The sequence below is a fragment of the Phaeobacter sp. CAU 1743 genome (assembly GCF_039839315.1).
In the GTDB taxonomy this organism is placed as follows: domain Bacteria; phylum Pseudomonadota; class Alphaproteobacteria; order Rhodobacterales; family Rhodobacteraceae; genus Phycobacter; species Phycobacter gallaeciensis_A.
The window spans coordinates 1-3786 of the sequence record NZ_JBDOQR010000146.1 but is presented as its reverse complement, the minus strand read 5'-3'; the positions used below and the strand labels follow the sequence as shown (position 1 = coordinate 3786).

General features: G+C 53.9%; 6 protein-coding genes. 3 read left to right on the top strand and 3 right to left on the bottom strand.

All coding sequences use genetic code 11. The features are described 5' to 3' along the window. The 3 genes from AAFO90_RS24260 to AAFO90_RS24250 form a co-directional block, all read right to left on the bottom strand. The coding region (locus tag AAFO90_RS24260) for a hypothetical protein (protein WP_347511109.1) at window positions 1–220 on the bottom strand (220 nt) is incomplete at its 3' end. A gap of 301 nt (window positions 221–521) precedes the next feature. Further along, entirely contained in the window at window positions 522–845 is a 324-nt protein-coding gene (locus AAFO90_RS24255) for a hypothetical protein (RefSeq protein ID WP_347511108.1), read from the bottom strand. Then, on the bottom strand, window positions 842–1054 hold the full coding sequence (locus AAFO90_RS24250) for a hypothetical protein (RefSeq protein WP_347511107.1): 213 nt from the start codon (window positions 1052–1054) through the stop codon (window positions 842–844). Before AAFO90_RS24250 ends, AAFO90_RS24255 begins: the two co-directional genes overlap by 4 nt. 85 nt (window positions 1055–1139) lie before the next feature. On the opposite strand from AAFO90_RS24250, the gene AAFO90_RS24245 reads away from it, so the two are divergent. The 3 genes from AAFO90_RS24245 (at window position 1140) to AAFO90_RS24235 (ending at window position 3731) form a co-directional block, all read left to right on the top strand. Continuing rightward, window positions 1140–1793, top strand: coding sequence for a S24 family peptidase (locus AAFO90_RS24245; protein WP_347511106.1), 654 nt, complete (start codon window positions 1140–1142; stop codon window positions 1791–1793). A gap of 332 nt (window positions 1794–2125) precedes the next feature. Then, window positions 2126–3019 (top strand): DNA-processing protein DprA, encoded by an 894-nt coding sequence (locus tag AAFO90_RS24240; RefSeq protein ID WP_347511105.1) that lies wholly within the window; start codon window positions 2126–2128, stop codon window positions 3017–3019. Between the two features lie 16 nt (window positions 3020–3035). Then, window positions 3036–3731, top strand: coding sequence for an HAD family hydrolase (locus tag AAFO90_RS24235; RefSeq protein ID WP_347511104.1), 696 nt, complete (start codon window positions 3036–3038; stop codon window positions 3729–3731). The last annotated feature ends 55 nt before the right edge of the window (window positions 3732–3786 follow it).

Genomic DNA, 3786 nt, shown 5'->3' with positions numbered 1-3786 from the left:
ACATGGCGCCATCGGCTATCGGCCGCCGCAAGAAGTGGAGGAAACTTTCTACGCAAGCATAAACGCTCTTGATCACGTCGCCTAAGTTTTGAACAAAAAACTCTCCGGCAAACCCGGGGCGGTTCACTTTGCCCACTTCACCACGCCTCATGGGCAGTGGTCTATTGTACTGCAAAGAGGAAAGTTCTGCGTCTATTTTGGCGACGAGTTCCTGGGGCAATACTACTCCCCCCAGATCGCTATTGAAGAACTGGCAGGCGGGAGTTGCGATTGGCCAGGCGCCCTCGATCCTTCTGAGTGCGGGATCTCGGACGACTTTGAAGATTGGAGGTTCTCTCCACGAAGCCGCTCATTCTGAAAGCACCGCAACGACTCGACAACCAATCCGGCAGTCTCTGCCGATAGATCCAACTCAAGTATTGAGCCGTCAGAGCTATCGAAGACCAGACGCTGCCACCCATTCCTTGGCACCGGGGCGCAGGTTCCGCGCCAGGAAACCACGTGCTTAGAACGCCGCCCACTCATGCCGCCACCTCCAACGCCTGACTGAAAAACTCCGGCGCGCCGGGATCTGTCAGCATGACGAGCAATGCAATATGGCTTGCGGGGGCGGTCACCGCCCCCCACCAGTTCAGCGCGGTCTGAAAGCTGACATCGCAGAACAGCGCAACCTCGCGCGGGCTGTGAAAGCGAGCGCGGAAATAGGTCGACCAAAGGTCAGGCGCCCTGCCCTTTAGCGCGTATGGGTCAAACTTATTTGACCAAGACTTTTGCCCAGCGCCACGCGCATCATCGCTGCATGGCAGATCATTGTTCACAATCAGGGTCAGACGCGGGCGGCTCATGCGGCAGCCTCCGGCGTGTTTTCTGGCGCGGGGTTGTCGGCCATGTAGCGGCGGATCTTGTCCACGGTATGCAGGGTCGGGCTCGACTGTCCCGCGTTCCAGGCTTTCCACTGGCGCCAGTTGGCGCCGATGGCTTGACGCAAGATGTGCTGCGGGCTTCGGCCTACAGCAACCGCGTAGGCTTTGATCTCTTCGAGAAACTGTTCCATATAGCTTTACTGGGTAAGTTTACCCGTTTTTGCAAGGGTAAACTTCCCAGTACCGACTTTTCACTTATGTGGGTAGAGTTCCCCAATGGTGAATGAGAGTGAAAAATTCCTAGCAGGCCTCCGCAGCATCATGGAGGTCCGCGGATTGAAAGACGCCCCACTTTCCGAGGCGGCAGGCCTGCACCAATCATTCGTCCGAGACCTCAAGAGAGGAAAAGCAGCCTCCCCAAAGCTCTCGTCAGCAGTCCGCATTGCGCAAGCCCTCGACATGACCGTTGAGGAAGTAATGAGCTGGGCAGACGGAAGACCAGAGGATAAACCCACAATCGCAATTGCGGGGAAAGTCGGAGCAGGCGCCCAAGTGCCGGTGTTCGACGCCTACCCCAAGGGCGGCGGTCCACAGGTCGAGTGCCCCTCAGGCCTATCCCCGCATGGTATTGTTGCCGTGGAGGTCGAGGGAGACAGCATGGAGCCGGTCTACTCAGACGGGGATCTTCTTTTCTACAGCCGAAACGGACATGACAGCGTTCCCTCTGACATCATCGGCCATCGCTGTGTATGCGAAGATGAGACCGGCATGGGATGGGTAAAACAGATTAAAGCAGGTGACGAACCCGGCCTATTTCATCTAATTTCACTGAACCCAGGAGCCAACAATATTTGGAACGTGCGCTTAAAGTGGGCAGCACGCGTCCTACTGCACTGGCCCGCCGATCTAGCAAAAAAAACTGACACCTAGCCAACCCCAACTTGAAGGCTGCCAAGCGCAGAAAGTAGGCTTTGCAAAGTCTGGACCAGTAGGATTTCAAGTCCGGTCTGACAGCCCAATAGTCGACATTGCGTCGAGTCGTCGCCCCCTGTGCTTGACCTTTTTGGCGTTTGCACCCACAAACTCTGGCTGAGAGGACTGGGACAACACGCTAGATGGCGAGCGAAGATTATCGCTTTTGCAATGAGTTGTGACCGAAACCAGAAGAAAAAATTTGCAGGACCTAATCGCTTTTGTCTCTACCAACCGACCATCATAACAGTGAAACTCTCGGGTTTCTGGCTCTCAGCAACCTGAGGGGAGTGGGTTTTGAGACACTAAAGTCTGTCTCGCGGCAGAATGTAGGTTTTTCGAGCTTTTTTAAAGACTTGCGCAATAACCGCCCTGAGCAAAAATTGGAGGCGGGCGATAGATTTCCACGGATCAATGAAGCACTTGAAACACTCGGTTCTCAACAGGGCCTTCTTGATACCGCCAGGCGAAATCTGGACTTTCTTTTCTCAAAGAACATATCAGTTCTTTTTCCATTTCAGGATGAGTTTCCGATGGGGTTTCATGACCTTCAAGACTTCCCAGAGTGGCTGTTCGTTGAAGGAGACGTGTCTGTGCTTTCCAAGCCCTCCATAACAGCAGTCGGGTCACGAAAAACCAGCAGCGACGGTTTGTGGCTTGCCGACTATCTCGGGTACTGCCTTCCGAAGTTACAGGCTGTGACAGTTAGTGGACTGGCCGATGGAATTGATCAAATGGTGCACCAAAGCAGCATTCGTGCCGGCATGCCTACGGTGGCTGTTCTAGGGTCCGGGATTCTTGCGGATTACCCCAGAGGTTCACAGAAACTTCGGAGCGAGCTCGTTGAAGCCGGTGGCGCAGTTGTCACTGAGTACCTCCCCTCAGATGGTGTTAGCGCGAAGAACTTCGTTAGGCGAAACCGCATACAAGCTGCTTTGGGTAAAACGGTATTCCCTGTGGAATGGGCCGCAAAGAGCGGAACAGCACACACAGTCAAGTTCGCCTATAATATGGGCCGCCCCATTGTGTTGGCGCGAACGACACTGCAGCAGCGCTTTGACTGGGTCCCAGTGGAATACCGTCAAGTTGGAGCCTTCTTCACTCTGCCGACAGACCACGACGCCTTCATCCGGACTCTTGTAAGCCATTTGCACGAAGAAGCAGTTCAGCTTTCATTGATTTAAGCACCTAGGAAAAGAAATGCATAACCTCAAAGGAATGATTTTCTCTCTGCATGATGTTCTAGCGCATGCAGGTGAAATTGATGGTGACCTGCTGTCTGAAGCCGTGAAACTACTTAAGTTCTTGGTTAAACGAGGAGTTCAACCCGTTCTGGTTAGCAATAGCCCTTGGGTTTTGAAGACTGATGGAGGCGCAACTCAACGACCATACGAGGAGTATCTGTCGGAGCTCGTTGGGCAAAAACTACCTTATTATCAGGGTGGGCGCGACATGGACTACAAGCAACACGGGTCGGCCATGAAATTCATCCTCCAACAGCATGGCTGGGTGCCGTCCGAGGTGATGTATGTTGGAAACACACATGACGATGTTAAGGCGGCATCAAACGGTAGGTTTCCCTTGCTTACAGCAAAATGGCACGGGAACAATTCTCCCTATGGGTTCGAGTTTGCGTCTCCCAAAGACATTGCTAGCTTCGTCGACTGTTGCTGCCTGACCCCCACCGATTGGTTCTGGAAAGTTGAGGATGGTAGCCTTCGAGTTTACTCGATTGCTCCGTTAGCCGAGAAATCACGTGCATATCCTCAGGGGGCGATTTATTCCACCGACGCGAAGAACGCTACAAAGCATGACATTGGTAATCTGGTCGTGTCGCGAATGCTGTGGAAATTCCCTGGCGGCGCGCTCCGGGCATGTGAAGGGTCGGTGTTTTAGGCTGCGAGGTCAAGGGGCATGGGTTCGAGGGGCTGAGAGAGGGTTTCCCAGCCGT

What these genes read in the sequence shown, in the direction of transcription:
- AAFO90_RS24255 (WP_347511108.1), bottom strand. Translation starts at nt 845, where the DNA reads ATGAGCCGCCCGCGTCTGACCCTGATTGTGAACAATGATCTGCCATGC.
- AAFO90_RS24245 (WP_347511106.1), top strand. Translation starts at nt 1,140, where the DNA reads ATGGTGAATGAGAGTGAAAAATTCCTAGCAGGCCTCCGCAGCATCATG.
- AAFO90_RS24250 (WP_347511107.1), bottom strand. Translation starts at nt 1,054, where the DNA reads ATGGAACAGTTTCTCGAAGAGATCAAAGCCTACGCGGTTGCTGTAGGC.
- AAFO90_RS24235 (WP_347511104.1), top strand. Translation starts at nt 3,036, where the DNA reads ATGCATAACCTCAAAGGAATGATTTTCTCTCTGCATGATGTTCTAGCG.